The organism is Desulfogranum aggregans, assembly GCF_055398265.1.
In genome coordinates this window covers 2,415,692-2,441,402 of sequence record NZ_AP042447.1, presented here as the reverse complement: position 1 = coordinate 2,441,402, position 25,711 = coordinate 2,415,692, and the positions used below count along the sequence as shown (strand labels likewise).

General features: G+C 48.1%; 21 protein-coding genes and 1 tRNA gene. 12 read left to right on the top strand and 10 right to left on the bottom strand.

Annotated features, from left to right (window positions below; genetic code table 11):
* The first annotated feature begins 259 nt into the window (after nt 1–259).
* From ACZ52Z_RS10845 to ACZ52Z_RS10820, 6 genes are all read left to right on the top strand, one after another.
* A complete protein-coding gene (locus ACZ52Z_RS10845; protein WP_464266807.1) occupies nt 260–829 on the top strand; it encodes a hypothetical protein in 570 nt (189 codons plus the stop codon).
* Between the two features lie 207 nt (nt 830–1,036).
* Nucleotides 1,037–1,112 (top strand) — tRNA-Arg (locus ACZ52Z_RS10840).
* A 721-nt stretch (nt 1,113–1,833) separates the two neighbouring features.
* Nucleotides 1,834–2,853: a DUF21 domain-containing protein gene (locus tag ACZ52Z_RS10835; protein WP_464266806.1), complete on the top strand. Its 1,020-nt coding sequence runs from the start codon at nt 1,834–1,836 to the stop codon at nt 2,851–2,853.
* A gap of 178 nt (nt 2,854–3,031) precedes the next feature.
* On the top strand, nt 3,032–3,256 hold the full coding sequence (locus tag ACZ52Z_RS10830) for a universal stress protein (RefSeq protein WP_464266805.1): 225 nt from the start codon (nt 3,032–3,034) through the stop codon (nt 3,254–3,256).
* Nucleotides 3,257–3,344: 88 nt separating this feature from the next.
* Nucleotides 3,345–4,877, top strand: coding sequence for an IS5 family transposase (locus ACZ52Z_RS10825; RefSeq protein WP_464266804.1), 1,533 nt, complete (start codon nt 3,345–3,347; stop codon nt 4,875–4,877).
* 72 nt (nt 4,878–4,949) lie between these two features.
* Nucleotides 4,950–5,192: a universal stress protein gene (locus tag ACZ52Z_RS10820; protein WP_464266803.1), complete on the top strand. Its 243-nt coding sequence runs from the start codon at nt 4,950–4,952 to the stop codon at nt 5,190–5,192.
* A 140-nt stretch (nt 5,193–5,332) separates the two neighbouring features.
* Here the strand turns inward: ACZ52Z_RS10820 and ACZ52Z_RS10815 are convergent, their stop codons facing one another.
* The 3 genes from ACZ52Z_RS10815 to ACZ52Z_RS10805 form a co-directional block, all read right to left on the bottom strand.
* A complete protein-coding gene (locus ACZ52Z_RS10815) occupies nt 5,333–5,728 on the bottom strand; it encodes a cytochrome c3 family protein (protein ID WP_464266802.1) in 396 nt (131 codons plus the stop codon).
* Nucleotides 5,729–5,750: 22 nt separating this feature from the next.
* The gene (locus ACZ52Z_RS10810) at nt 5,751–7,274 is read right to left on the bottom strand and encodes a flavocytochrome c (RefSeq protein WP_464266801.1); all 1,524 of its coding nucleotides are present in this window, start codon (nt 7,272–7,274) and stop codon (nt 5,751–5,753) included.
* A gap of 334 nt (nt 7,275–7,608) precedes the next feature.
* Nucleotides 7,609–8,784 carry a trans-sulfuration enzyme family protein gene (locus tag ACZ52Z_RS10805; RefSeq protein ID WP_464270782.1) on the bottom strand — a complete coding sequence of 392 codons (1,176 nt, stop codon included), beginning with the start codon at nt 8,782–8,784 and terminating at the stop codon, nt 7,609–7,611.
* 1,126 nt (nt 8,785–9,910) lie between these two features.
* On the opposite strand from ACZ52Z_RS10805, the gene ACZ52Z_RS10800 reads away from it, so the two are divergent.
* From ACZ52Z_RS10800 to ACZ52Z_RS10790, 3 genes are all read left to right on the top strand, one after another.
* The gene (locus tag ACZ52Z_RS10800; protein ID WP_464266800.1) at nt 9,911–11,863 is read left to right on the top strand and encodes an alpha-amylase family glycosyl hydrolase; all 1,953 of its coding nucleotides are present in this window, start codon (nt 9,911–9,913) and stop codon (nt 11,861–11,863) included.
* Nucleotides 11,864–12,018: 155 nt separating this feature from the next.
* The gene (locus tag ACZ52Z_RS10795; RefSeq protein ID WP_464266799.1) at nt 12,019–12,417 is read left to right on the top strand and encodes a 4Fe-4S binding protein; all 399 of its coding nucleotides are present in this window, start codon (nt 12,019–12,021) and stop codon (nt 12,415–12,417) included.
* A gap of 1 nt (nt 12,418) precedes the next feature.
* Entirely contained in the window at nt 12,419–14,167 is a 1,749-nt protein-coding gene (locus ACZ52Z_RS10790) for an aldehyde ferredoxin oxidoreductase N-terminal domain-containing protein (RefSeq protein WP_464266798.1), read from the top strand.
* A 119-nt stretch (nt 14,168–14,286) separates the two neighbouring features.
* Here ACZ52Z_RS10790 and ACZ52Z_RS10785 read toward each other — a convergent pair whose 3' ends face one another.
* Genes ACZ52Z_RS10785 through ACZ52Z_RS10765 form a run of 5 tightly spaced genes read right to left on the bottom strand, consistent with a single transcriptional unit; the run spans nt 14,287 to nt 19,820 of the window.
* Nucleotides 14,287–15,342: a mandelate racemase/muconate lactonizing enzyme family protein gene (locus ACZ52Z_RS10785; RefSeq protein ID WP_464266797.1), complete on the bottom strand. Its 1,056-nt coding sequence runs from the start codon at nt 15,340–15,342 to the stop codon at nt 14,287–14,289.
* A 37-nt stretch (nt 15,343–15,379) separates the two neighbouring features.
* Nucleotides 15,380–16,180: a creatininase family protein gene (locus ACZ52Z_RS10780; protein ID WP_464266796.1), complete on the bottom strand. Its 801-nt coding sequence runs from the start codon at nt 16,178–16,180 to the stop codon at nt 15,380–15,382.
* 3 nt (nt 16,181–16,183) lie between these two features.
* Nucleotides 16,184–17,686 (bottom strand): hypothetical protein, encoded by a 1,503-nt coding sequence (locus ACZ52Z_RS10775; protein WP_464266795.1) that lies wholly within the window; start codon nt 17,684–17,686, stop codon nt 16,184–16,186.
* Nucleotides 17,683–18,753: a DUF1611 domain-containing protein gene (locus ACZ52Z_RS10770; RefSeq protein ID WP_464266794.1), complete on the bottom strand. Its 1,071-nt coding sequence runs from the start codon at nt 18,751–18,753 to the stop codon at nt 17,683–17,685. Before ACZ52Z_RS10770 ends, ACZ52Z_RS10775 begins: the two co-directional genes overlap by 4 nt.
* Before the next feature lie 2 nt (nt 18,754–18,755).
* A complete protein-coding gene (locus ACZ52Z_RS10765; RefSeq protein WP_464266793.1) occupies nt 18,756–19,820 on the bottom strand; it encodes a pyridoxal-phosphate dependent enzyme in 1,065 nt (354 codons plus the stop codon).
* Nucleotides 19,821–20,230: 410 nt separating this feature from the next.
* On the opposite strand from ACZ52Z_RS10765, the gene ACZ52Z_RS10760 reads away from it, so the two are divergent.
* Both ACZ52Z_RS10760 and ACZ52Z_RS10755 read left to right on the top strand, forming a co-directional pair.
* Nucleotides 20,231–20,578 (top strand): ArsR/SmtB family transcription factor, encoded by a 348-nt coding sequence (locus tag ACZ52Z_RS10760; RefSeq protein ID WP_464266792.1) that lies wholly within the window; start codon nt 20,231–20,233, stop codon nt 20,576–20,578.
* A 99-nt stretch (nt 20,579–20,677) separates the two neighbouring features.
* Complete coding sequence (locus tag ACZ52Z_RS10755) at nt 20,678–21,868, top strand: SO_0444 family Cu/Zn efflux transporter (RefSeq protein WP_464266791.1); 1,191 nt, start codon at nt 20,678–20,680, stop codon at nt 21,866–21,868.
* Between the two features lie 135 nt (nt 21,869–22,003).
* On the opposite strand, the gene ACZ52Z_RS10750 is transcribed toward ACZ52Z_RS10755, so the two are convergent.
* Together ACZ52Z_RS10750 and ACZ52Z_RS10745 are read right to left on the bottom strand one after the other, a co-directional pair.
* Nucleotides 22,004–22,576, bottom strand: coding sequence for a class I SAM-dependent methyltransferase (locus tag ACZ52Z_RS10750; RefSeq protein ID WP_464266790.1), 573 nt, complete (start codon nt 22,574–22,576; stop codon nt 22,004–22,006).
* Nucleotides 22,577–22,615: 39 nt separating this feature from the next.
* Nucleotides 22,616–22,810: a heavy-metal-associated domain-containing protein gene (locus tag ACZ52Z_RS10745; protein WP_464266789.1), complete on the bottom strand. Its 195-nt coding sequence runs from the start codon at nt 22,808–22,810 to the stop codon at nt 22,616–22,618.
* A 417-nt stretch (nt 22,811–23,227) separates the two neighbouring features.
* Between ACZ52Z_RS10745 and ACZ52Z_RS10740 the strand changes: the two genes are divergently transcribed.
* Entirely contained in the window at nt 23,228–25,711 is a 2,484-nt protein-coding gene (locus tag ACZ52Z_RS10740) for a heavy metal translocating P-type ATPase (RefSeq protein WP_464266788.1), read from the top strand.

Sequence of the window (25,711 nt, the reverse complement as noted above, 5' to 3'; positions counted from 1 at the left end):
GATTTGATCGCTATTAATGGCATTTCATCTCAGCTTGTACCGTGGTGAAAGCTGCAGGACACACAGCAAAAATTCTTCCCCTCTACCAGATTGGAAATGATATGTATAATTTTTGGAACTTATCTTTTCCCTTCTCAACTACTTGTTGTTGTTTGGTGTTTTTTCATCTATTCTGCCAAAGTTCCAGGAACATCAACTTGATTTGCTCTCCATTTCTATTATACAATAAACGCATAATGGTATTAAAAATGAGGAGAACATGGAAAATACTCAACGACCAATTGTCGCTATAACAACCTTTGGGAAAATCTATTACGGCAAGATTGACGTTCCTAATGAATCCATGCGAACCACTGATTTATTAAATAGTAATACAATTTACTGGAAAGATCCTAATGAAAAGTGTTTTGACAACTCTATATTGCTTCGTGATGCTAAGTTGGCGCTTGACGAAAAAGCAATTTACAAAAAATTCAATAAAGTTCAATTGAAATATTCAGAAATAATTATATTTTTTGATAATTATGAAACAATTGGTGATGAGCAGGAGAAGTCTCGTGCTGTGTCAATGCGTGATAAGACTCATGAAACAATGAAGTCTGTAACCATCATAACTCCACTCATAGCAAATTCATTTTTTGATATTAATGGTAAATTTTATGGGTTATTTAAGAAAAAATCTAAAGATAAATTCATACCTCTCTTTGAAGCAAGCGTTACTGAAATAAAAAAAATAGAGAATAAATGGTCTAAAAAAAGAATCAATCTGCCACATACCTTTCTCGGTATAAACACACAATTTATTGAAGCGATGTCTTTTGAAGATTGATAGTGATCCCTGTTAGTCTTTTTTGTTTGGCAGAAAGCTAAAAAATGCGGATCGCAGGCCGTAAAACCGAAGCAATGTGGGGGGGGCGGCGCCAGGTTTTGCTTGAAAAATATGCAGCGCCAGGGTAAAGATTCTTGCCTAATTCAGGTTGCAACACGGGGCAACGATTCGCGTCGCTCGTGTAAAACTATCAGAAATAACGACAATGCCCCCGTAGCTCAGGGGATAGAGCACAGGATTCCTAATCCTGGTGTCGCACGTTCGATTCGTGCCGGGGGCACCATAAAATATATCAAGGCTAGCAAGTGATTTCAGCTTGCTAGCCTTTTCTTTTTTTATCCTCATAACCTTCTAGAATAAAATGGTTTTAAAGAGAAAAAGTATGCAGTCCGTCGCAAATAGCAAAAAAGGTAAAATTCAAAGTTAAAAGGGGGCAATATTTGACGCTAATCCACAAGCGGGGAAAAGAGGCTCTGTTCAGGATGCATTCGCATATCTGAACCGAGCATGTAGCGAAATGGTTACATGCAGTTGAAACAGGGAAAGCGAGGGTTCTGATATTGAATCGCTAATAACAGGCGACGATAAAAAGGCAGTGCATTGAAAAGAATCGCTCCCTGTCTATACTGTTTACTTTACAGCATTCTTAAGTGATAAAGGGGATGTACCGTTTCGAAGTAATTTTTACGAACCGGACCATGCTGTAAGGTGTTAAAAGGGATATTAAACTAATCTTCTTGACTGGCGGTTGTTTTTTAGCCATTTGCCTTGTTTTGGCGACCACCCCCCTTTATTGCGTGCGTTTAAGCGCATGAGGAAACACCTCTTGTAGGGTGTCCAAAGCCCCCATTGTAACAAAAGATAATTTTATTTTCGCAAGTACGTTTTATTTTCGCAAGTACGAGTTCACTTGCAAAGGTGACTGAGTTCCATTGTATTTCGCAATTTTATTTATCATGTTCAATGATTTTCTGGGGAATTCCTGCATCATATTTTGGTGAATTATGACGCTTGTATTGTGGCTCGGTATTCTTTTTTGTATTTCTCAATCAGCGATTTTTTCCGGGCTAAATTTGGCATATTTCAGCGTTTCTCGATTGCGACTAGAGGTTGAGAAAGAGCAGGGCAATAGCGACGCTGAAAAAGTCCTGGAAATGCGCAATGACAGCAATTTCATACTGACTACTATTCTCTGGGGAAATGTGGGAATTAATGTTTTGCTCACCCTTCTCTCTAGTCGAGTTCTATTTGGTGTGGCTGCTTTTCTCTTTTCAACCGTATTCATCACCTTAATAGGTGAAATTCTACCCCAGGCTTATTTCTCAAGACATGCCCTCAAAATGGCCTCTTTGCTGCGGCCAATTTTAAAGCTTTATCAAATATTATTATACCCTTGCGCGAAGCCAACTGCGAAGTTGCTCGATGCTTGGCTAGGGCCTGAGGGTATTCATTTTTATAAGGAGCGGGAGCTAAGAAACATGATTAAGCTGCACCTGAGGCAGGCTGACAGCGAGATCGATCTTGTTGAAGGAATTGGAGCTCTGAACTTTCTTCATCTTGATGATATATTGGTAAAAGATGAAGGAGAGATTATTGATCCGCAGAGCATTATATCTTTTCAGATGTCCAATAACAGCTTTGTTTTTCCAGAATATAGTTGTGATCCAAACGATCCGTTTCTTTCTCAAGTTCAGCTGTCAGGTAAAAAATGGGTCATTATAACAAATGAAGAAAATTGGCCTATATATGCTTTGGATGCGCATCTATTTTTACGAAAAGTTCTTTTTTCTGGTATTTCTGTAAATCCAATTGGTTTTTGCCACAAGCCGATAGTCATATCAGATCCAGCGACTCCCCTAGAACGAATTATAACACTTTTTAAAGTGAATCCCATGCACAGGGAAGATGATGTTGTTGATGATGATTTGATTATTCTTTGGAGTAGTACGAAAAGAATTATAACTGGAGCAGATATTTTAGGTCGATTGTTGCGAGGGATAGTAAAAATACATCCTGTACGTTAAAAATAAATTTTATTTATTGGCTGTTATAGTATATTTTTTTTATACTTGCATGCATTAAGATGGTCGGGTGAATTATTATCAGTAAAAGTAAAATTTTTTATTCTCGTTTTGTGAAGTACTTATAAAGTATTGTTTAATCTAAAAATTTTTAATCAATACCTTTAACAAGGAGTTTCCGGTGAAAACAATTAATAAAATAATGGTTGCTGTTGATTTTTCTGATTATTCTTTGCCTTCAATATGTTACGCCTCATCTTTGGCAAAAGATGTCTCTGCAAGCTTGTTGCTCACAAATGTATTGAATCAAAGAGATATTGATATGTTAAAAAAAGTTGCCAGGCAAGAGCCAGATTTTGACGTTAAAAAATATATAGGGCTTCCTGATTATTTCTCAACCAGTTGAAATTAAATAGGAATTCTTTTGACTACGTGTTATTATGTGCAGGAAAAACGGATAGTTACCTATCAAACCCTTGCACTTTTATTTGATAATGTATCGAAAAAGGTATAGCAAACAACTCAGTTTCGTAGACTTTGTACTCCCCTTTGGAGGTAAACTCCGAAGTGATAATCGTTGGGTCAAACTGGCCGACATGATTCCCTGGGAACTTGCTGAGTCGTTCTATGCAAAGCAGTTTGCTGGAAGCGGCCTTGGTCCTTCTGCTAAACCGGCTCGTGTTGCCTTGGGTGCTCTCATCATCAAAGAACGTCTTGGCGTGAGTGATGAGGAGGCCGTACTGCAGATCCAGGAGAACCCTTACCTACAGTTCTTTCTTGGGTTCAAAGAATTTCGCGATGAACCTCCATTCGATCCCTCCATGTATGTCCATTTTCGCAAGCGTTTTAACCTGGAGCAGCTCAATCAAATCAACGAAGCCATAGTCAATGCCGAGCAAGCGACACAGCAAGCCACTGCTGAGAAAGAACAAGACGATAACGATGATGAGGATGATTCACCGGGCAGCAACAAGGGCAAGCTGATTGTCGATGCGACCTGTGCCCCGGCTGACATCCGTTACCCTACTGATATCAGCCTGGTCAACGAGGCTCGGATAAAAAGCGAACAGATCATCGATATTCTGTTTAAGCCGCTGAAGGGGACGCAGCGCAAACCGCGGACATACCGCAGGAAAGCGCATCGTCTTTATCTTGCCCATGTCAAAAAACGCAAACATGCCAGTCGTCACAGACGCAAAGCCCTTGGGCAACAGTTACGTTTCCTCGGCCGTAACCTCAGAACCATAGAACAGTTGAGCAAACAGGTGCCCTTGACTCATCTGCGCCCTCGCCGATACCGTGATCTGCTGGTCATTCATGAACTACACCGTCAGCAACTGTGGATGTATGAGAACCGGTGCCATCGAGTTGATGACCGGATCGTCAGCATCAGTCAGCCACACGTGAGACCCATTGTACGGGGTAAGGCATCTGCTCCCACTGAGTTCGGGGCAAAACTCTCAGCCAGTCTGGTCGAAGGGGAGGTGTTTCTTGACCATCTTTCCTGGGATCCCTACAACGAGTGCGGAGACCTGATTCCTCAGCTTGAGGACTACAGAAAACGCTTCGGGCATTATCCGGCATCAGTCCATTGTGATAAGATTTATCGCACCCGAAATAATCGGAAGTTCTGCAAGAAGCACGGGATACGCATGTCTGGACCACCCCTGGGGAGGCCCCAGAAGAAGACGGAAAAGAATGCCGGGGCACTCAAGGCCCAAAAGCTTCAGCAGCGACAGGATGAACGTGATCGGATTCCCATCGAAGGGAAGTTTGGACAGGGTAAACGCCGTTTCGGCCTTGCAAGAATAATGGCCAAACTCTCGCAAACCAGTGAAACCATGATCGCCATCACCTTCATTGTGATGAACCTGGAAAAATTGCTGCGGGAGGCGTTTTTGTGTCTATTCTTTCTTTTTTTACGACATGCTGCAGCCCCTCTAACGGCTTTTTTCGGCGTCATAGTAGGGGTGATAGAGGGGCTGTGCTGGTTAGCCCTACAGCGTGCGAGTTGTCAAAGATCATGAGCCAATCTGTTTTCGGCTCAAAACACATTATTCAGGAAGCCCTATATAGATGAATACCTGGTAGATAGGAAAATGCGACTTGAAGAACTTGTAAAAGAGTCAAATGTTGACGACGTTGAATTTGAAATATCTATAAGAATTGGAGTGCCTTACTTGGCATTGCTTGAAGAGATAGAGAGCAAAAAACCTGATTTATTGGTTATGGGAATTAAGGGTAGAACAAATTTAGTTGATATGGTGATGGGATCATGTGCACAAAAAATGTACCGCCGTTGCCCAATTCCTTTATTAAGTATCCGAGAGCCGCAAATTTGATTTGTACTTCGTTCGACCTGCGATTGCTCTTTTTTGATGTGGTCACCGCTACCTTCAGGTTGATGGGTGAGTATTGTTTCCAGTACGTACCCTCTAATAAGAGGCCCAGCACTAAGAGCTGGCTGGGCCTCTGGGTTTATCTATTTTTTAAAATTTGGATAATCGAAAAAGTGGCAGCCGGCACAGAGTAGTTGGCTTTCCTGGTGTTCGCCATGACACTCCATACAAGGGACATCGTTGCCATAGTGCATATTGTTGTGAGGATTCTGCCATCGTTCATCATCAGGATGGGCTGTTGCTTCTATCAACTCTTCCCCATCATGACAATCTAAACAGACAAAGTCAGCTGGAAAAGCTGTTGGTTCAGATTTTTCATGGCATGAATCGCAGGATGGTCCCTCATAAAGATCAGCGTGGTAGGTTCGACCTTTCATGTTACCGAATTGCTTGAGGGTTTCTCCAGAATAACAGTTTCCGGCAGCGAATAAAGCAAGGCCTGTTATAAAAAGTAATGTAAATTTCAGTTGTGATTTCATGGTGTCTCCTTGTGTGGCACTGTTATGATTTCATCATTGTCCTTGCAGCAGTCATGCCCATGACCATGCAGTCTGGTATTGAACAACTACCTAACCTGCTGACACCATGCATCCCTCCGGTAACCTCGCCTCCAGCATAAAGTCCAGGTATGGGTTCCCAGGTAACTGAATCAATTACACGTGCATGAACATCAATTTGGGCACCGCCTTGGCAATAATGAACCTTGGGCCAATTCCTCACCACTACAAAGGGGGGCTTGATGTATTTCCCCTTCGCTTTATCCATCGGTTTTCCAAACTGTTCATCAACTCCTGACTTCACGTAGCCATTATATTCTTCGATTTGGATTCTCAGTGGTTCTAGTGGTACATCAAAATGTGCTGAGAGTTCCTCAAGAGTATCAAATTTCCACCCCACGCCATATTTGAGCACTTTTTCCATTGTTGGGTGTTCCTTGGCATGTTCGTAACTCGTGATAGTGATAGGGGGAAGGGGGCTACCGTCATCCTTGCGAAGAGAAAGTTGAGCATCTGACCGAGTCTTCCTGTCAGCAATTTCATCCATGAACCGCTTTCCCGTTTTAACACTGATGGAGATGGAATGGGGAAAGTTGTATATGGAGTAGTTTGAAACATACCCAAAACCGTCCTCATCCGGTGAAGCCCATGGGCCTGTCTGTATATACGCCATATGAACCGGAACAGCACCGATGCGGAACAACTCTAGAAGAGCTTCTCCCGTTGCGCAGGGAGCATTGGTGGAGGGAACTTCTTCGGTAAGGGTCGGATCTTGAGCGCTCCGTAGCCCGACATTTCTGGCAAAGCCTCCTGTTGCTATCAAAACGCCACGTTGTGAACGGATGTTTACCGGAGTGCCGTCAACGCCTCGTCCGAAGTAATACCCCATCATCATTTTTACGCCCACAACCTTTCCCTGGTCATCTAGGATAAGGCTATCGAATTTGGCCCTGCTAATGAGCTTTATGCCAAGCTTTCTGCATTGCTTGACAAGTGGGCGAATTATACCGGCGCCACATGCCTCTACGGTCTGGTAGGTGCGTGGAACAGAATGTCCGCCGAGTTGCTGGAGATATGGCAGATACTCACTTCCTGCCTCGAGAGTCATTTGAAGCGCTTCATTTGCATGTTTGGCAACATGGAGCAGTAAATCTTTATACGCTATCCCGCGCCCAGCCTTTATCTGATCATTTGCCATGATCTCAGGGGAATCCTTGATTCCCTCCTTTTTTTGCATAGGGGAAACCGGTACGGCAAATAATCCTCCGTTATACGTCGAATTACCTCCAAAATATGGCATCTTGTCGTAGACGACAACATCCGTTGCTCCCAGTTTCTTTGCCTCAATCGCGGCAGCAAGTCCGGTAAAACCAGAGCCAATGATGACAATTTCGCGCTCCTCGTTCCATTTGACTTCTTCCTCACTAGCCATTGCATTTAACGCCGGAGCTGCCAGGGTGGCGGCTCCAGCCATTCCCATACCCGCGAGAAACTTGCGACGATCTGACTGATAGTCTTTTTTCTCCATGTGTTACGCTCCTTTTGTTGTTGGATGAATCTGGTGAAATACTACTTGTTATTACAGCTACAAACCTCTCCCCAAAGGTTATTGGGAAGAGCTACTTTAAACGCTGGGTAGATTTGCACAGATGGCGATTATCCCCTGCAATGCTTGTATTTCCTCAATAGCGTTTTGTTCGTGTTCAATCCACTTCTCATACTCCCGCAAAAATGCTTTTGTCATTAGACAAGTAGGAGTTGTGTTGCTGAACTACATAGGTCCAGAGAACACTTCAACGTCACGCGTGGAGCCTCTGAGACGATCTTTTCTCAAAAGCAGTTCTCTTCATTTCAGCTGCTGTTTACGAGCAAATTTTGTTCAAGCCCTGATCCAAATCATCTCGAAGATCTTCGAACGCTTCGCATCCAACCGACAGGCGAACAAGTTCGTCTACAATTCCTGCCTGTTCCCGAACCTTCTGAGGAACCAAAGCATGAGTCATGGAAGCTGGATGTTCGATCAGGGAATCCACCCCACCAAGAGATACGGCCAGGGTGATCAACTGTACATTGTCCATGACTATTTTTCCGCCTTCCAGACCATTTTTGACTCCAAAGCACAGCATGGCCCCAAACCCATCCATTTGTTTTTTTGCGAGGCGGTGTTGCGGGTGGTTTGGCAGGCCAGGGTAATTTACCCAGGTCACTTTGGGGTGGTGACTGAGAAACCTAGCCAGTTGCAATGCGTTTTGTTGTGCTTTTTCGATCCGTAAGGGAAGAGTGCGGGCTCCTCGCAGTATGAGCCAGGCTTGATGCGGATCCATAATGCCGCCCATCAGCGCATGGAACCGTTTTAGTTTGGTATAAAGTGCTTCGTTTTTAGTGACAATCATACCGCCAATAACATCAGTGTGCCCATTGATAAACTTGGTTAGACTGTGTACTACTACATCGGCCCCATGATCTAGAGGGCGCTGCAGATAAGGGCTGGCAAAGGTATTATCTACGACCAGAAGTGCATCATGTTGATGCGCAATTTCAGCAACACTCCGAATATCGGTAATATGCATGGTGGGGTTGGTCGGAGTTTCGATGAAGATGATTCGAGTTTCCGGTTGAATGGCCTGGCGAATGTGTTGCGGGTGAGACGTATTCACAAAAGTGAACCTCATGCCGAATCGGGGAAGCTCTTCCTCAATCAGTACCAGCGTAGATCCGTAAAGACAATCAGAGGCAAGAATATGCTCTCCGCTCCCCAAAAAAGCTAAAAGGACGGTATGGATAGCAGCCATACCGCTGGCTGTAGCTATGCCGGCAAAACCGTTTTCAAGGGAAGCGACATTTTCTTCCAAAGCCTGCACAGTGGGATTACCCAGACGGGAGTATATGTACCCGGGATATTCTCCCGAAAAGCGTGCAGCGCCTTCTTCAGCGGTGGGGAAAGCAAAAGTTGAACTCTGAAAAATCGGGACTGAGACTTCTCCGTAGACGGTATGTTCCAACGTTCCCACATGAATGGCTTTGGTAGATTTATGCATCGATGCGATGTGGTCCCTTTTTTTCATAAAGCAACCTCATGTGGTTTATATATCGATAGGGTATCAGATCGTTTCTCGGCTCAATTCGATATTTCTGGTGGTAGCAATTATCCTCTTTCGCTGTTATTCAGCATCGATCTTTGGTTTTCTTCAGCGTTGTCAAATGGTCCTTTTGTTAAAAAGGAAAAAGTATTTAAATCTTTTGGCTCAACCTTTGCCCTGATGAGAGGCCTGTTTTCGATGCTATACTGATTTTAATACAGAAAATCCTGGTCAGCTCTTTAAAAAGAACAGCACCACAGTTACCTTGTGTCTTCTATTTTTCCCAATCAAAAAATTCCTTAACTCTAGAAAAAATACTTATTTGAATTAGTAGGATATGGCCTAATTTGAATTAGATTGTTTTTTATGTGAAAACCCTTCAAGCTGCTGCTGTACTCATCGATCAGGTCAATTTGAGTGCGAGAGGTTGGCCAGGAAGGAGTGGATGTCAGAAGCTTTTCGGCACCTCTGTAGTCGTAACCAGCCTGAAGGAAATATGCCAGAACAGCCGTTCCTGTTCTCCCTATGCCGTATCGACAATGAATCAAGATTTTGCAAGTACAATAATTAAGGACCATGAAAAAATTAAAAAAATCAAAGAGTTTCCGTTGGAGAGAAAATAGAGAGGTAAAATGAGGTGGAGCAAAAAATGAGCGTTTTTCTTGGCAGGAAAAAATATATTTACATCAATCTGTTGTGAATATTGCAGCCAAGATTCTTAATTTTGGCGTCGCACATTCGATTCGTGCCGGGTCACCAAGACGTGATAGAGGATTCTTCAATTTAATCAGCTGTTAAGCCATTTTTTTCTTCTTGTTCTATTTTTTTTTGTATCAACGTGGAACAAACATGGAGCAGAATGCTATTCTGATCCAATTGTTTCTTCTTGTGTTTATGGTACGTCTACTGAGAGGGAGGGCTCCTGTCAATATCCAGACGGAAAATGGTTTTGACCAGCAACGGCTGATTTGCCTTGCCTCTCCAAGAAACTATCAGAGCCGCTGATCGCGGCATGTATCGATACTCATCTTTCTCGTTTACTCCGAGCGATGAGCTCTTTCTAATAAAAAATACTGGGTTGAAAATGTACGAACAAGTTTCCCATTCATTGCTCAATGATATTCTAAACCGAATCAAGCCTGAAATATCTGACGAGGATTTGCGGCATTTCTATACCCGCTTGGGGGCGAATTTTTACGGGATTTATTCTCTGTTCCAGACCCTCTATGGGTATAGGGATGATATGGAGGAGCATGCCCAGCGACTTGTTGAGACCATGGCGTTGCAGTATATCAAGCGCCCCCGTGAACTCCGTGCCGTCGATCTTGCTCGAGAAAAGGATTACAATTGGTTTCTCAGTCAACAATGGGTTGGCATGGCGCTGTACTGTAAAGGTTTTGCAGGCAGCTTGGAGGGGCTGCGAGAACGGTTGCATTACTTTCAGGAGTTGGGTGTCAACCTGGTCCATGTGATGCCGGTGATGCGTTGTCCAGAGGGAAGCAGTGACGGTGGATATGCGGTGAGTGATTTTCAGGAGATCAATCCGGAGCTTGGCAGTCTACAAGATGTTCAACGGCTGGCTGAGGAAATGCGTCGTCGAGACATCCTGCTGGTGCTTGATGTGGTTGTCAACCATACCTCAAACAGCCATGAATGGGCCATGAAGGCAAAAGCTGGAGACAAGGAGTATCAAGATTATTATTACACCTTCTCGACCCGCAATGTCCCGGATATGTTTGAACAGAGTATGCCTGAAATCTTCCCGGAAACAGCGCCGGGCAATTTCACGTGGGATGAGGATATGGAGCGTTGGGTAATGACGGTCTTCAATGAATACCAATGGGATCTCAATTACAGCAACCCGTCGGTCTTTATCGAGATGCTTGATATCATACTCTTCTGGGCAAATCAGGGTGCGGATATTCTGCGACTGGATGCGGTGGCTTTTCTGTGGAAAAAAATAGGCAGTACCTGCCAAAATGAACGGGAGGCGCACCTGATTCTACAGCTGCTCAAAGATTGTTGCCAGGTCACGGCACCGGGTGTTGTGTTTATTGCAGAGGCGATTGTGTCTCCCTTTGAAGTCATCAAGTATTTTGGTGAAGATGCGGTCATCGCCAAAGAGTGCGAGATTGCCTATAATGCGACCTACATGGCATTACTCTGGGATGCCGTAGCAACCAAGAATGCCCGCCTGCTTAACCAAAGCATCAAAAACCTGCCGGTAAAGCTTGAGCGGGCCACCTGGTTGAACTACGTTCGCTGCCATGATGATATCGGCCTGGGGTTCGATGACAGGGATGTCATGCTCTGTGACTATAATCCTCCTGAACACCGCAGATTTTTGATCGACTACTTTACCGGAAAATTTGAGCACTCTTATGCACGGGGCCTGCCTTTTGGCCACAACACCAAGACTGGCGATGCGCGCATATCCGGTTCCCTTGCCTCCCTGATAGGACTGGAGCATGCTCTGGAGCTTGACGATTACGAAGCATTACAGGATTCCCTCAAATTGATCTTGCTCCTTCACGGCATGGTGCTGTCTTTTGGCGGCATTCCTCTACTTTATTATGGAGATGAAATTGGCACCCTCAACGATGACTCCTATCGTGAAGATCCTCATAAACGAAGCGATACACGCTGGGTGCATCGTCCTTCCATCAATTGGCAAAAGGCTGAATTGCGGAACACCCCTGGTACGGTTGAGTTTGAAATTTTTCATGGGTTGAAACGGATGATCGCGGTGCGGAAAGAGATTGAGGTCTTTGCGGATTTCAACAACCGTGAACTCATCGAGGTGGAAAACCCGCACCTGTTTGTCTTCAACCGCTACCATTTGCATCAACCAAGCGAGCAGGTACTGGTGGTTGCCAATTTCAGTGCGAAGCCCCAGCACCTCAATGTAGACAATCTGGAAAATTGGCGAACACCCTACCGGCAACTGGTAGATCTGTATCGCGGAGAAAGCCCGGAGATTTTTAACAACAGTCTGGTTATCCCCGGTTTTAGCTTCTATTGGCTGAAAGAAGTCTAATCTATTGTTGTGGTTATTTTTTTCTCGAAATGCATATTCGGGAAATGCAGGTCTCTCTTCAATCACTTGGGATTTCGTCCATGAAGCGGTTTAACGTATTGGAAGCCAGTGGATAATTGGAAGAGAGGATCTTTTTTCTATCAGGAGGTGCGGTAATGAAAAAATTGATTGCTCCGCGGATAGATCAATGCATTGGCTGCCATTCCTGCTCTCTGGCCTGTGCACGATTGATTCATGGTAACATATCTTGGCATACAGCTGGGATACGTATTCATTCTTCAGGCGGCCTTTCTACTGGTTTTGTTGCCGATATATGTGTGGCCTGCGAACCGGCTCCATGTGCTGAGGTCTGTCCAACCCAGGCCTACAGCCAGCGAAAAGGTGGAGGGGTTGTGGTGAAGAAAAAGTTGTGCATCAAGTGTGGGGCTTGCGTGAATGCTTGTCCTGTTGATGCTATTTACCACAACCAGGAGCAAGAGGTTTTTGTCTGTATTCATTGCGGAAGGTGTGTAGCGTTCTGTCCTCAAAATTGTTTGGAACTACGCGAGATATAAGATGATAAGAGAATATTTCCGAGTGCTCATCGTTGATCTTCATACAGGCCGTGGCAAAATTGTTGAAACCGATGGGAGAAACCAGGTTGCCGGTGGAAGTGGTTTGGCAGCACTACTGTATTCAACCTACGGCTACCCCGCGTTGAACTGGGATGACCCCGCACAACCGCTTATTTTCACCATCGGTCCGCTGACGGGATTTTTTCCTTTAATGAGTAAAACTGTTTGCGCCTTTAAGTCGTCTTATCACAATCAGTATACCGAAAGTCATGGAGGCGGCAGAGCTGCTTTTGCATTGTTCTTCTGTAACCTCGATGCATTGGTGATAGTTGGCAAGGCAGAGCGCCTGAGTTGTTTGAGCATCGGCTCTCAGCACCTGCAGGTGCGAGATGTTGAGTTTATGCGTGGTAAGGACACCGATACCACAGGGAAGTTCATGCGCAAGATGTTCAAGCAGGGTACTGGTCACCGCTCAATTCTCCGCATAGGGCCGGCAGGAGAAATCGGTTCCTCGATGGCATGCATCAATGTTGATACCTACCGCCATTTTGGCAGGATGGGTGGCGGCGCACTCATGGGTCAAAAAAATCTTAAAGGTATTTTTCTGCTCGGCGATGGTAATTTCCCTGCGCCACCCGGGAAAGCGTATCCCGCGGTTTACAAGGAGGTGTATCAACAAGTAACAGCAACCGAAATGATGCATAAGTATTTTGGCCTCGGCACAGCAGGGAATGTGCAGCCGCTCAATGATATCCATTCGCTGCCCTGGTATAACCTTAAAAAAACTTATGATCCTGAGGCGAACAGCATAAACGGTGACTCCTTTGCAGATGAAACATTGCTGAGAAACAGCGCATGCGCAGGTTGCCCTATTGGGTGTATCCATATAGGGTTTATTCGAGAGAAAATGAAAGAGCAGCCTCGATACCATTATCATCAGGTCCCCTATGATTATGAGCCGATATTTGCTGCCGGAGCAATGCTGGGGGTAAAGAATACCTTTGATATTCTTCGCATCCTTGATGTCATGGAGAGTGGTGGTATTGATGTCATGTCTGGCGGGGTCGCACTCGCCTGGGCAACAGAGGCAACTGAGCGTCGTATGATAAGTCAGCAGGAGACGCTGGTACCATTGCGTTTTGGAGATGCTGATACCTATAAGGCAGCTGCGCATCATCTTTGTCATGGAACAAATCCGTTTTATCAGGCATTGGGGCAGGGTACGCTGAAGGCCGCTTCAGCGTATGGTGGCGAAGATTTTGCCTGTGTATTAGGGCAGGAGATGGCAGGCTATGCCACTGGAGAATTGTATTTTGCGTCTCAGGCCTTGGCTTTCAGGCATTCTCACCTGGATACCGGTGCATACTCATGGGACCAGAAAAACAGCCACAAAAATGTGGACGCCGGTGTTCGCTTTCTCATGGAGGATGAGCCTGGCAGGTCTTTTTTGACTTCAATGGTTGGCTGTCTTTTCTCTCGATCGATTTACAGGGATGAGCAGCTCGGTAACTGTCTGGAATCAATCGGGTATGATGAGCTCGCATCGACTATGCCCTCAGTTTCGGAGTATATCAGGACGTTACGTTGGAAAACGAGGATAGCTACAGGCTATAATCCTGGGGAAATCGAAATACCCAAACGTTTCTACGAGGTAATCACGTGGAAAGGTCCGATCGATAAAGACTACCTTGATCAGCTGAAAATGGAATATGGCCGCAGGATTATGGCGCTGGTTGATGAACACCAGTGACACAACTCTAGTGTCGGGACTAGGGAGGAGACCACACAAAGCGCGAGAAGTTGATGGCAGCGGAAGTGCAGCCGCACCAATTACTTTGCTGCCTTGCATCTGCAAATATTGTTAGACGCTCACGGATTCAGGGATTTCTCGATATGTTCCCCTATGGCGCCGAGTCCAGGTGCAGCTGTTGGATACAGGATACCATCGTGTAGATCAAATAACCCTTGAAAGGGATCATTGACAAGGTCGAGGTGTCCGTCGAGGTCGGCATACTCAATATTTGCTCTGCTGAGCGCAAAGTGCATGCCGGCGGAAATTCCAAGAGCAGATTCATCGAGACATCCCACCATGACCTCCAAACCAGCCGCTTTGGCGACCGAGTTAATATGGAGGGACTCAAAAATGCCGCCCATTTTCATCAGTTTGATATTGATCATATCGATACGGTCATTTGCAGCCAGGCGAAAGGCATCTGCAAGGGTCTTGATGCTTTCATCAGCCATGACTGGAACCTCCACGGCCTGCGTGACCCTGCCCAGGCTTTCATCCTGGTTTTGAGCGGTGGGTTGTTCAACAATTTCAATATCGGCACCCTCGACCTCTTTCATAAAGCGAATAGCCTGAGTGAAATCGTATCCTTGGTTTGCATCAAAACGCAGGAAAAAATCTTTGCCGAACTGCTCCCTGAGCTTCAATACTTTTTCAATATCTTCCTCAAGGGAATGACCGCCTTTGAGTTTGAGAATGGTGAATCCGTTGTGCAGGTGTCTACCGGCAATAGTAAGCGTTTCTTCCAGGGGAACAATGCCGATGGTGATGCTGGTAGGGATCGAATCTCGATACCCGCCAAGCAAACGGTAGAGAGGGAGGTCAGCCTTGCGTGCCATCAGGTCAAACAGTGCCATATCAACCATGGCGATGGTGGACGAGGATTTTGACGGCAAGCTGCATTTCAGGTCATGGGTAATGCGGGCTATCTGAAAAGGGTTGAGACCAATCAGCATGTCGCGGACAGTGCCATCCACATGGGTGAGCACCTTTTCCGGGCTCTCGCCTGTGACAACCTGGTCGGGCGCTGCGCATCCCCAGCCGACGAGGCCCGTATCAGTGACCAGCTTGAGGATCACGTTGGATGCATGGTTCACTGTTTCGTAAGCGATTGTATAGGGTGTTGCCAGGTCCATGTCGAGCCTGCAACAGGTTATTTCGGCAATTTTCAACTTAATACCTGTTCTGGTAGAGTTTGTCCGATGGGGTGTTTTTGATGGTTTCCACGAACTCAATCATCTTGGAAATCATAATATCCCATATTTTCTGTCCCTTTTCTGCAGATGCCCTTGTGGGATTGCCCATTACCCCTGAATCAGACAGCCTTTTGGTGTGGACAAACCAGGAGACGCCACGGTCCGAGGTGAAGTCAAGGTACTCATTATCCAGGTCAAGGGTGTGGTCAACGGCTTTTTTCATATCGACCAGATGAGGGCGTATCGCCAGGGAAGTGCTGGTTTCAATTTCACCGGCGTGAATGTCGTTCTGGGTGGTTGAGAGCCTATAGATGTCCACATCGCTGGTTTCTCCTGTTTCGACACAGACAAAAATTCTGGCATCGCGATTGATCATCTGGGCTGCGTAGTTGAGCGTTGGGGCATTGTCGCCATGACCATTCAAGATAACGAGCTTTTTAATACCGTTGTGCGCCAGGCTCATGCCAATGTCGTAGACAAGCGCTGACAGGGCGGTGTTGGTCACGCTTATTGTTCCCTTGAAATCACTGTGGTGGTAGGAAACCCCATAGGGGAGTGGCGGCAAAACAAATGGCTTGGGATCGTTGCAGCCTTCCGCCACTTTCCTGGCCATGTAGGCGGCGTCAAAATAATCCAAATCCACGGGCAGGTGCGGACCATGCTGCTCTATTGCCCCACAGGGTAAAATGGCGGTATCAACGATTTTCAACCGTTCTGCAAGCTCTGGCCATGAGCAGGTTTCCCACATATATTCGGGCGCTCTCTTTTTTTGCTGCACTTGTCATCCTTTATAGGGAATGTTGAAAAGAAAATCCTGATCAATGACTATTTCCTGCCATTGACGGCCCACTCGTTTGACCGCACCATCAGCGTAGAGTTGCAGCCTGGAAAACAATGGCTCTCGGACAGCTTCTGGAAGATCTGCAAGATTACTTCGCTCTGCATCGAAGCGCAGCTTGGTTATTTCCGAGTGTCGGCAAGCGAGTTTTTCTGTATGCGGCGTCCTGTTGATCAAGCCTTTTTCCGTGAGCAGGTAATAGAGATGCGATGCATCACTGCCAATCTGTTTTACTGATTTTTTTTCAAGCGCGGTGAGTCCGTCTTGTATCTGTTCGTCGGTATACCCGCATTTTCTGGGATCGCCATCAAGTGCCATGAGCATTCCTATAATTCTTCTGCATTTTTCGCATTTGCCGCACGGACGCATTTTTTCCCCTTCCTTGCGGGCGGCATGGCAGGAGACTTGATTGACCTGTAATTCCGGATACCTGTTGGAGAGCATTTTCATAATCAATAACTCGGACATCGACCTCAATAATGAGAACTGTTTGATCGCCCAGCCTTTCGCTTTGAAGTATTGGGTCAAAGCCGCGTCAAAGTATGTACTCTGGTCAAAGAGGCCCGCGAAATTGGCTATTCCGTCCTTTTTTTCCCGAATCGTTGTGTCATATTCGTTGCCAATGAGGATGTTGCCAATATTTCTTTTTCGAACGATGGGCAAGGTGCCAAAAAGAAAAACTGCAACGGTCCAAAGCCTGACAGGGTATATGTCCGCCCGGATTGAGGCATAGTCTTTGCGGATAAAAGGGAGTTGCTTGAGCATCCAGTTAAAAACACGGTCGCTGTTGCACCATGGTTTTTCCGTATTGGGTTCGTTTGCTGAAAAATATTTGTAGCTGTTGAAGGCGGTAAACCAGTGCCTGCCTGCTTCGTTGATAAATATCGGGTGCGGTTTGCCGAACTCTTTGATGATTCCATAGGTCAGCAGGCTGTCCTTGCCCCCACTGCTCAGGATTGCATAGCTGTCCTTGTCTGGCTGCACATTTTCTTTTGTCAGCGTAAGGTGAGAAAATCGTGTGTTGCTGAACACTAGCTTCGCCTGGGTATACACTTTCTGTTGCGGAACGGAGAGTGGCTTGTAGTCGGGCAGGATGAATTCATTGTCAATGAGCAGCTTGTTGGTCAAGATTTCCCGAGAGGTATTCTCCAGCATTTTTTTCAAAAACGCTTTGTCGGTCGTGTCAAAGAGGCCGTCGAACTCTATGGACTGGCAGAAAAGGCCATAGTTGAGGGCAACTTGAACAGCCATCATCGAGGCGAGATTTACATCTTCAGGGCATTGATGATGAAAGTAGGGCCTGCTGTAGGAATAGATCAGCTCGTACTGTGCTTTGTTGCCGGAGAATTGTTCGACAACATACTCTGCCCGAATCTTTTTGGGTTCAACACGAATATTGCAAACAGTGAGTTTCCTCAAGACGAGGTAGGCGTCGAGCATCGTCATCGGAGAGCGTCCTTGATTAACTTGACAATGCTTTCCGCCCCTGAATGGAGCACATCCACGGCAAGGAGCCCTGTCTCTGCGGTAATGCTGTCGCATGCTGGTTGTATTTCGTCGTTGTTCATGAGCTCATGGTTGACGGTTATGGCTTTCACCCGTTTGTCACAAATGGTCTCGAGCGCCTTGATCTGTTCGGGGAGAGAGTGCAGTCTGTATCCCGGGAAGCCATCATACTCCTTTCGTGTTGGCGCATGTTGAAGAATGATGAAATCCGGCCTGCCGGCAGCGAGGATTTCGAAGCCACCAGGATAGGCTGGGTTCATCAGGCTCCCTTGGCCTTCAATGAGAATGACATCAGGCGATGCATTCTTCCACGCCTCATGTACGGCATGTTCTATTTCTCCAGAAACAAAATCATTGATGCAACTGTCCATTATCATAGAGTATTTGGCGCCCTGCATCCACGCAGTCTGACCAGTGCCTACCATTTCCGCCTTGATCCCCTCTTTGCGCAGGGCATGGACGATTATCCAGGCCGTGGTTCTCTTGCCTATGGCAGAATCTGTTCCCAGAACTGCAATTTTCAGGCAATTCACCTCTTCAATCTTTCCGGTAAAGAAGTGGAGCTGCTCTCTGTCCGGGGTCTTGCGGATGTCGCGAACTCTGCATCCGTGTTTATCGGCAATGGCCATAAAGTGTTCATCTTTGGAGAGAAAATCATGCAAACCGCTGTCAATATTCATCCCGAGTTCCAGGGCCTTTACCAGTGTTTGTTTTGCACTGCCTGGCAAGCGGCCTCCGTCTGGGGCAAGGCCGACGACGAGGGTGGATTTTTTCGTGTCAAGATTGAGCGCTGACACCGCAGAGGAGAGATCGGCAAAAAGCGGTATGCCGTTTTTTCTTCCGTCGAGTACTTCACCGGCGTCCTGGCCTGCAAACACATGATCGATGACGCCAACAACCTCATACCGCTCAGTAAATCGCACAAGGCCATGGGCCGTTTTTCCGTTGGGAGTGTTAAACGCTCCATCAGCATAAACAAGTGCCTTACCATCAATTGATTCTTTCATTGTTAATATCTGCCTGTAAGGATTGCGACATACCTGTCGTTTATGAAGTATTCCTGGCGATGCTTTTCCAGCATGGCTATGAGCCCGGCTGTTGAAGCGGGCAGGATTCTGTAACCTTCCTTCCTGTGAAGGAAAGTGCTCATTTCTCTCATTTTTTTATCGCTTATGTTTCGTGCTTCCCCTTCTGTCTGCCTGAGGGCATGCAGTGCTTCGTTGCCATCAAAACTATGCCAGTTGATCAATGGTTCATTAACGGCCGTTTCTTTGACCCTGCCGGGATCGATGTCCTTGCACTCCAGGAGACCGGCTTTAAACGATGCGATAATTGGGTTCTTGAAGGCAGCAGAACCAGCAATGAAAATCGGTATTCGTGATGTTTTTCCGCGCTTGAACAGGCTGACGAACCCCCGGTACACTCCGGCCAGAAGGGTGCCGTTCGACACTGGAGCGGCTAGGTACTTGGGGGCATCTCGCAACTGGTCATAGATTTCGTAAGCGATGGAAGAATAGGCTGACATCTGCAGCGCTGTGTTGGCGCCTCCGGGGTTGGCATCGTACCATCCATTTTCAGCAGCTATCCTGCTCGACGCCAGTACTGTATCTTCATAGGAGCCGGGCAAGCGAACAATGATGGCATTGAAACGCTCCATTTCTCCGATTCTTTCGGTGTGGTAGCTTTCAGGTATATAAATCCTGCAGGTTAAGCCCGCCAAATAGGTCGCATAGGCAATAGCCACACCGTAATTCCCGCATGTTGCCAAGGTCACGGTATCAAATGTTCTTCTGAATGCGTCGTGTACCTGGGCAAAAGCAATTCTGTCCTTCTGGGTTCCAGAGGGATTTTCTCCTTCGTACTTGATGAACAGCTGTCGAAGATCGAGCTCTCTTTCCAGGTTTCTTGCCCGGGTGAGAGAAGTGTCGCCCACCTCCAGACTGATAATATCCTCGAAGCTCTCAAGACGCTCCAGGTGTGACAAGCTGGTGTCTTGGACGGTTTCACCAAGTGAACGCACTTCTTTGCTCATTTTGATATCTGCTGATTTGACGCCATCAAGCAAATTCATCATGTCTCACCTTTCCCGGTGCAGCCCTTGGGCCTTGGAGTAAAGTTTTAGTGATGTAGCCAGGTGCAGCACAATACTGCAGTTCACAACAAACAGATTAATGGCTGGTGAAAGTTGCTGCACCCCCATTAAGTAATGGCTTCTGCAGCACCAATCAAGAGTGAAGTGGTGAATTATTTTTGAAAAGTAATCATCGAAGGAAAGGAGGGGAAAACAGTATCCCTTTTCACATTGTATTGATTTTGAGCAGGGGATTATCGCGAGCAGTACCAGGATGCCTGGCTATCCAGGGCTTGCACCTTTTTCTCTCGGGCGGCTGTGTGCGTTGATGCAGGGGAATTAAAAAATGGCCGGAAGGGAAAAAAACGAGTACATATGAACGTATGTGCATATATTAAACATATGGTGAGAGCATGACAGGTATCGAATGCAGCAGACCGAAGGATTGCAGTGAAATACGGGATCAGTTGCCCCAGGACGAAACGCTGCAGGACTTGGCTTATTTTTTCAAGGTATTTGGCGAGGTCAGCCGTCTCAAAATCCTGTCGGCACTGTATATACGAGAACTGTGTGTCTGTGACCTGGTGGATATTGTCAATATGAGTCAACCGGCGGTCTCCCACCAGCTGCGTGTGCTGCGTGCTGCAAAAGTGGTGAAGTCCAGAAAAGAGGGGAAGCATGCATACTACTCCCTTGATGATGACCACGTGCGTGAGCTCCTCCGTGATGGACTGGAACATATCCAGGGCCATTGTCCGTGAAGAGTGTCGTTGCTGTCTGGCCGGCTGCACGGATGAGGGCGGTATGGGCCAACCAGCATGGCATGGTGGACCGTATTTGGAAAGAGTGGATCAGAAGCAATGATACAGAGTGTGAGTACCGGATTGGTACATATTGTGGCTGCCGCGTGGGACATCCTGTTGGCATCCTCGGTTTTTGTCCTGTTTGGCTTTTTTGTCGCCGGGCTGTTGAGGGGATTTATTCCCACTCATTTTATAGAACGTCATCTTGGGGGAAGAAAAAAAGCCGGAGTTTTTAAAGCTTCGCTTTTTGGGATACCCATTCCCTTGTGAAGCTGCGGGGTAATCCCCGCTGCCGCAGGTCTGCGGCAACAGAAAGCCAGTAAAGGGGCGGTGACCTCCTTTATGATTTCCACCCCCGAAACCGGGGTGGACTCCATAGCCGTCACCTATGCCCTGCTTGACCCGATCATGACCGCAGCCAGGCCGCTGGCCGCTTTTTTTACTGCCTCGGTGACCGGATTGCTGGTCAATATGTTTGATAGGGAGCCTGCAGGGAATGAGCAGCTAGGAGCCACTCTCGGGCCAGGGACGGTGCTCCCCATGGCCCAGGTGCCAAGCCATCATCAGCATTACCCGGACGGCGTAAAAGCCTTCCCCGCAGGTGCATCTTCACGGTTGCACAATGCATGGAGTAAGCTGCGCACAGGGATGCAATTTTCTTTTGGCAATCTGCTTAACGAAATCGGTGGCTGGTTGCTCATTGGGATTGTGCTTGCCGCATTGATCACCGTGTTCGTTTCCCCGGAGTTTATTCATGACTACCTGGGGAACGGGCTGTTTTCCATGCTGGTTATGATTGCCCTGGCAACACCACTCTATGTCTGCGCTACCGCATCAACCCCTATTGCGGCAGCCCTTGCGCTCAAGGGGCTTTCGCCTGGCGCAGCCCTGGTATTTCTGCTGGCCGGGCCTGCAACCAATATGGCAACCATCACCGTGGTTGCCCGTCTCCTCGGGAGGAAGACCGCGGTTATCTATGTGGCCTCGATCGTTGTCTGCTCTCTATTTTTGGGGGTAGCGGTCAATTGGCTCTATTTTGGAATGGGGTTGAGCGTAGCCGGGTGGGTGCACCAGGAACATACAGATGTCCACGGGTGGGTGCACACTGTTGCAGCCGTTGTGTTGCTGCTGCTGATTGCCAAACCCTGGATACTGAAACAGTATGCGCGGTTTTTTCAAAAATCCGGGGAAGAGCGGGTTGCACCGAGGCACCATGACCATAACCACGGTTGCGGTTGCGGGCACTGAGCCCACGATGGTGCTGTAGTTGCAAGGGGGAATTAAGTGCCCACAGGGTGGCATGGAAAAGGATGGACAGCGTGTGTTCGCCCCAGACCGGAAGTTGCCTTGCCCGCTCCACCGCTATTGTCGGTAGAGCAGAACCTATTTCTGTGCAATCACAAAGAAGTGTTTCGCAAGCTCGCTGGAGTGTCGTATCTGCTGGAAGTTGGCCCTCTTCATCTGCCTTTCAACCTCTTGCGGCTGGCATCGAATGTGGACAGGCGGGCCTTCGGTCATCTCTTCTTTTTTCCAGTCTATGACCAAAACCTTGCCACCTTTTCTCAGCAGCCTGTATGCTTCTTCGAGTATGCGTTGCGGATTATCCAGCTCGTGGTGCAGGTGGATCATGAATACAAGGTCTGCAATGGCATCACCGAGGGGGATCGTAACCTCCTCGTTGCGTACCGGGTATATCGCAGGGTACCGGGGGACGACATTCTCCCTTACCCAATCCAGCATGGGGGCTGAAATGTCGCACGCATAGAGGGTTGTCGGTGCGGCCTGCTCTAGGAAGGCAATACTGAAGAAAGCTGTTCCCGCGCCTATTTCAACAAACACCTCCTTTTGCTCCAGCTCTGCCTGTTCAAGGATGTGCTCCACCGGGATATCCTTTAATCGCTGCGGGTTGTTGAGTTTGTGCAGCTTGCCTGGGTCAAATTTTTTTTCGCTTTTCATGGTGCTCCATCCGGCAGGATCAGTACAGAGGGATGCCCCTCAGCGTATTACTTCAAAGCCGATGCTGGTGATTGCTTTTTCGACTGCCACGGCATCAGGGTTTCCTTCAAAGGTGGCCTGGTTGTTGTCCAGGTCAACCGTTACGTTGCTTACACCGGGAAGAGCCTCCAGGGCTTTTTTTACCGAGGCTACACAGTGTTGACAGCTCATGCCCTTGATTTTTACTGTATTCATCTATTTTCTCCGTTTACAAATGAGTTGTTCCGCGTTTCAGTGCATATCTATGCTCATTTTTTTAGAAAAAACAAGGTAACTGCTCACAGGCACCCCACGGAGTCTCCTGGCGGTCGTTTCCTCTTTGGCCAAGCATCATCCTTCGCATAGGCAGGCTATCGGGGGCTCACAACGATTGCTCACCTGCGAGAAATGATGCTTGAGCAAATCTGGAGTACCTGAGAACAGTTGCGGCTTAAAAAATAATGATACCGATCAGTTATCGCCCAGAGTGTGGTTGCAGCACCAGAGCTATCAACCATCGTGGATGGAACTGATTTCCAGCGCTATGAACAATTACAAAATGGCTTTTCCGCAGGTGGTGTCCACCACCCTGAAGAGCCCGCTCCGGCAGGAGGGAGCGACTTTAAGAAGCGTATGCAAGAACGACAACTGACCGTAAAGGGAATGCACTGTGCCGCCTGTTCCAGCCGAATTGAGCGGGTGGCCGGTAATATGGACGGGGTGGAAAGGGCAGCGGTCAACCTGGCTGCCGAGACCATGGACCTGGTCTGGGATGAGAACATTCACACTTTTGAGGAAATAGCCGAGCGCATACAGGCCTTGGGCTTTGAGCTGGTTGCTCCGGAGGAAAGCGAGTTCGCCCGGCTCGATCTCAGTATCAGCGGCATGTCCTGCGCCGCCTGCTCCACCAGGATTGAAAAGGTGCTCTCCCAACTGGAGGGGGTGGAAGCGGTGCATATCAACCTCGCCGATGCATCCGGATGGGTTGATTTTCGCAACGATGTGGTCAGCCAACGCGCAATTCGCGAAGCGATTGGCAACCTGGGGTTTGAGGCCCGCCCGGTAAGTGCCCAGCAGGACCTTTTTACTCGCAAAAGGGAGGAGACTGCAGCACGGCTGGCGGCGATGAAGAAAAAACTTATCCTTGCCATCCTGCTTGCGCTGCCCCTCTTTTTTCTCTCCATGGGAGAGATGCTGGGGATTCCCTTGCCGGAGAGTATTTCGCCGTATTCCCATCCGGTCAATTTTGCGCTTATACAGTTTATTCTTGTTGTGGGGATCATGTTCCTGGGGCGTAACTTCTACCTCAATGGCTTTCCCGCGTTGTTTCGCGGCGTTCCCAATATGGACTCGCTTATTGCCGTGGGAACGGGTGCGGCCTTTATCTACTCCACCTGGAACATGGTGGAAATTATGCTGGGTATCGATGTGCAAGCAAAGGTGATGGACCTCTATTTCGAATCAGCAGGAGTGCTGATTGCCCTGGTTTCAGTGGGCAAGTATATGGAGAGCCGGTCCACGTCGCATACCTCTGACGCCATAGCACAACTGATGCAGCTTACCCCTGATGTGGCGACCCAGCTGGTCGATGCAGAAGGCGAACTGGAGCAACGGGATCTTCCCGCCGAAGAGATAGAAGAGGGTGACCTGCTGCTCATACGCCCCGGCGATCGAATTCCGGTGGATGGGGAAGTTGTCTTTGGCAGTTCTGTTATCGATGAGTCCATGCTCACCGGCGAGCCGATCCCGGTTTCCAAAAAGGAAGGAGACGCGGTCGTCGGCGGTACCCTGAACCGCAACGGGCTGCTGCACGTCCGTGCCCGGCAGGTGGGCAACGACACCATGCTGGCCAGGATTGTGAGGATGGTGCAGGAGGCCCAGGGATCCAAAGCGCCCATCGCCAATATGGCAGACCGGATCAGTCTTTATTTTGTCCCGGTGGTGATGAGTGTTGCCCTGGCCACGGGCCTTGGGTGGTATTTTCTGGGAGAGGTGGAGTTCTCGACTGCGCTTCGTTTCTTTATTGCCGTGATGGTTATCGCCTGCCCCTGCGCCATGGGGCTCGCCACTCCTACCTCCATTATGGTTGGCACCGGCAGAGGCGCTCAGCTCGGGGTACTGGTAAAAAGCGGCGAGGTGCTTGAACGCGCGGAAAAGACTGATGTGGTGGTCTTTGATAAAACCGGTACCCTTACCCACGGAACACCGGTCCTGACCGATATTATTTCAGTGGATGATGCGCTGGAAAGAGAGCGGGTGCTCTTGCTTGCCGCCTCCGGCGAGCAGCATTCAGAACATCCCCTGGCCGAGGCCCTGGTGAACCATGCGCGGCAAAAAGGGGTGGCACTGCAGCAGCCGCAGGCATTTACCGCGATACAGGGCAAGGGAATAGCCGCAACCGTGGAAAGCGAGGCTATTCTCTTGGGTAACCGCCAGCTTCTTCAGGGCAATGGCATCGATACCGTGGGTGTCGAAGAGACCGTGGCCCAGCTTTCTTCCCAGGGCAAGACCGTTCTCTATCTGGCGGTGAACAGGCAGTTGACCGCGCTGCTTGCAGTGGCGGACACCCTGAAGGCAGAGGTGGTGCCGGCTCTGTCCCGCATGCGGAAGATGGGCCTGCGATGCATCATGTTGACCGGTGATCAGCAGGTCACGGCGGATGCCGTCGCCGCGCAGGCAGGTATTGACGAGGTAATCGCCGGCGTACTGCCTGATAAAAAAGCCGATGTCATCGAAGAGCTGCAGCAACGGGGTCATCAGGTTGCCATGGTTGGCGACGGCATCAATGACGCTCCTGCCCTTGCCCGGGCCGATGTGGGTATGGCCATGGGGACCGGGATCGATATCGCTATTGAGTCCGGCGACATTGTGCTCATGCGGGGGAACCTGGACGGGGTTATCACCGCGCTGGCTTTGTCAAAGGCCACCATGAGCAATATCCGTCAGAATCTGTTCTGGGCTTTTGCCTATAATACAGTAGGTATTCCGGTAGCAGCGGGTCTGCTGACCCTGTTCGGCGGACCGTCACTCAATCCGATGATTGCCGGGGGTGCCATGGCACTGAGCTCCGTGTCCGTAGTGAGCAACGCGCTGAGGCTGCGGTTTTTTCAGGCGTGA